Origin of the sequence: Methylophaga sp. UBA5088, from assembly GCF_002414625.1 — a bacterium.
In the GTDB taxonomy this organism is placed as follows: Bacteria; Pseudomonadota; Gammaproteobacteria; order Nitrosococcales; family Methylophagaceae; genus Methylophaga; species Methylophaga marina.
In genome coordinates, this window is record NZ_DIAC01000063.1 from 1 (window position 1) to 2,997 (window position 2,997).

Annotated in this window: 5 protein-coding genes; 4 read left to right on the forward strand and 1 reads right to left on the reverse strand. The window is 43.1% G+C overall.

Annotated elements, in window-relative coordinates; all coding sequences use genetic code 11:
• From B4K20_RS08225 to B4K20_RS08235, 3 genes are all read left to right on the forward strand, one after another.
• A partial coding sequence (locus tag B4K20_RS08225) for a hypothetical protein (RefSeq protein ID WP_289282537.1) occupies positions 1 to 309 on the forward strand: 309 nt, incomplete at its 5' end.
• 76 nt (positions 310 to 385) lie between these two features.
• Positions 386 to 931 (forward strand): hypothetical protein, encoded by a 546-nt coding sequence (locus B4K20_RS08230; protein ID WP_289282538.1) that lies wholly within the window; start codon positions 386 to 388, stop codon positions 929 to 931.
• A 78-nt stretch (positions 932 to 1,009) separates the two neighbouring features.
• Positions 1,010 to 1,615, forward strand: a complete 606-nt coding sequence (locus B4K20_RS08235) for a methyltransferase domain-containing protein (RefSeq protein WP_289282539.1) — start codon at positions 1,010 to 1,012, stop codon at positions 1,613 to 1,615.
• A 166-nt stretch (positions 1,616 to 1,781) separates the two neighbouring features.
• Here B4K20_RS08235 and B4K20_RS08240 read toward each other — a convergent pair whose 3' ends face one another.
• A complete protein-coding gene (locus B4K20_RS08240; RefSeq protein ID WP_289282540.1) occupies positions 1,782 to 2,000 on the reverse strand; it encodes a hypothetical protein in 219 nt (72 codons plus the stop codon).
• A gap of 374 nt (positions 2,001 to 2,374) precedes the next feature.
• Here B4K20_RS08240 and B4K20_RS08245 point away from each other — a divergent pair.
• A partial coding sequence (locus tag B4K20_RS08245; protein WP_289282541.1) for a hypothetical protein occupies positions 2,375 to 2,997 on the forward strand: 623 nt, incomplete at its 3' end.

Below are 2,997 nucleotides of genomic sequence, written 5' to 3' on the forward strand. Positions count from 1 at the left end.
ATCGTATCAATTAACTACTCCAGTCAAAGCACCACAAATTCATTTGCTCAGTTAAGAAGTGACACCGCAGAATTGAATCAGGTATTGCTCGAAGAAGGTTTCGCTCACACAGGAAGAAATCCGAACGACAAAGAAATCTTTTTTTATAACAATGATGAATCGCCTGTCACGTCTAAGACAGAAATGTTTCTTAAGACTACGCTTGAGTGTTCAATGGAAAAACCAAGTATCTATGGCTTGGAAGTCACAATAATGACAGTTGGCCAGCTTGATAACGTCGGCGTGACGATGTACAAAATGCACTGCTAACAAAATTAAGTTGGCAGACCTTTGAGCTAGTACTGTGTTTCCTGTTATCAATCATATTTATATGAGAGGGTTTCCAATGAATTCAGCATCATTTAGTCAAATCGTCAAAACCATACTGACACTGTTGTTCATAGCCACAAATCTGGTTCCAATCGCCTCTGCGCGACAGGACTTACCTGAGTTAACAGCGGAACTGAAACAGAAAGCTATGGAGTGTCGTGCTGCACGCAGCGACTGTTTGCAAGCGTGTAATTTTCCATCGCGGGAGCTTGAGCGTGGCAGGGAGGTAGCGGATGCCGATATTCAAGCCTGCCGGGACGCCCATGCCAAGCTCGTACCTCAAACAACACCTGAACCAACATGGACGCCTGAATATGCTTCGATTCCGGATGTGGTTGGCGTCTTACGCTTTGGATCCTCAGTTAATGCAAAAGGGCGTGATGACTGGAAGCGTTACTGCCGCTCAGCCGCTATAGTCGGTGACGGTGCGCCGTTGAATATACCTAAAGGCGCCACCGTGAAGGTGTCAGGGATTCGCTATGTGACCAATCCTATTAATACCTTTGACTGGAGTAAGAACGCCTGCCGTGCAGATAGTGTTGAGGTTCTCAAAACACCTTAATTATTGTGGAGCTTGATACAACGGTGATGAGACATAATCAGTTGAAGTGTTGCCTTTGCCAGAAGCTAGGTGAGCAAGATGACCGCAGGGATTGAAGGATATGAGAGACATATCTCTCGCTTTATTGAAACCAGCCAAGCTTTGGATTTTCAAATCGTATGCAGAGATTTTGTTGAGTATTTACCCTCTGAAAAAAGTCATGTGCTGGATGTGGGGGCTGGCGCTGGCCAAAATGCAGCAGCATTAGATGAGCTAGGGTTTCATGTTACAGCCATAGAACCCATGCAGGAGTTCAGAATTGCCGCCCAGAATTTTTACAAAGCGTCATCTGTAAAATGGTTGGCTGGTAGCCTCCCTCATTTATCAATTCTGGATTCAGCGGATGCTCATAAATTTGAATTCGTTTTAATAGAAGGCGTTTGGCATCACCTAAACGACAAGGAAAGAGAGCAAGCCGCTGCCAGAATTTCTAGCATCGTAAAGCGAAACGGGAAATGCGCTATCTCATTGAGAAACGGTCCTGCCGGGATGGGAACACGTATGTTTCCTACTGATCCCATGCAGACTAGCGAGCTATTTAAAAAATACGGTTTTGATTGTATTTTTATGGCAAAAAATCAAGATAGCATTCTACCTAATAAGGAGAATGTAAAATGGTCACGCATCGTTTTACAAAAGCAATAGATAGATGCCTAACGAGTGAGTGTTATTGACTCGCTCGACAGAGGCTTTTTCTACGCTTTTATTAACTCTCAAATGCAGGCGTGACGATATTAATCTCCTGACCCTAACTATTCTGTATTAGAGAGTGGTTTGTCTTTAAACATCGATCCCCCCAATAACTTTGCCGCTACGGTGGCGTCGGTGGTTGAGGCATAATCGGTGCCTTTTCGGCATCTTTCTGTTTTTTATCGTCAGGATCGTCTGGTTGATATGTTCCTTCTGAGGGCTTTGGCGCCTCAGGCGTTTCTTCTGCTTCTTTTTCTTCTTCATCTGATAGCTTCATCGAAGCAGCGATAAGACTTGAAAAGTTTGTTGTGTTTTCGGTGTTTATATTTTGTAGTGTCATTGTATTGTTTCCTTGAATTAGTTAAAGAAGACTTCTCGCTATTACAAGAGTGAAACGACTTATTTGATAACGTTAAGTTGAGTAGGGTGAGAACCACTAATGGATGATATTGCGGTAGATATACATTATTTTTGAAGAGTGTTCTTCACTACCTATGAACTTTTACCCTAGCAAAATAGGTCACCTAACACAATTAACTGGGTTTCCCATTAACAGATGCACGCTTTATTCAGAGTGAGATAAACAGAGTGATGGCAGCGGTGGCTTCTGTTTACATACGGGTATAAGATGAACTTACCCAAACAAAATACTGGGGGAGTGAATGTGAAACGTAAAACATGCGTTTGTACTAGAAAAGCTGTGTAGGTCGTCAGATGTGCCAGAACGAGTCAGACCAGCCAGTTTACGTTGAAAGCGTTTTAGAACAGAAACTTAAACTGCTTTTTACGGCGAGCATTTTTTCCATTGCGATTAATGCCTTGCTAGGTTTGATACTGATTATTGTTCAACACCCAGTGATACCTTTATCGACTGCCTTAAGCTGGTACGGTGTATTGGCGATTGTTTTGATCTCACGATGTATTTTGTTGGTGTGCTGGCAAAGAGATCTCAACAAAGCAGAACTTAATCAGACTCGATGGCTACAGTACTTTCGTTTCAGTGTTTTGATATCGGGCATCATCTGGGGAATAGGTGGTGTCATCCTGATGCCTCAAGACAATATTGCCTATCAGGCATTTTTGTCATTTACCATTGGCGGGATAGCTTCGGGTGGTATGGCTTCACTCTCGGTGGACCGAAGATCGGTCGTGGCTTTTGTTCTTCCCACCATGTTTCCACATATTCTGATACTTTTTCTGCAAGGAGAACCGATAACATATGGTATGAGCGCCATGCTGGTGCTGTTTGTATTGTTTGTTTTTCTGGCGGCTAAAAAATCAGGCGAAACCTTCCTGGAAAATGCAAAGCTACGTATCAAAGCATTAGAAAGCGAATC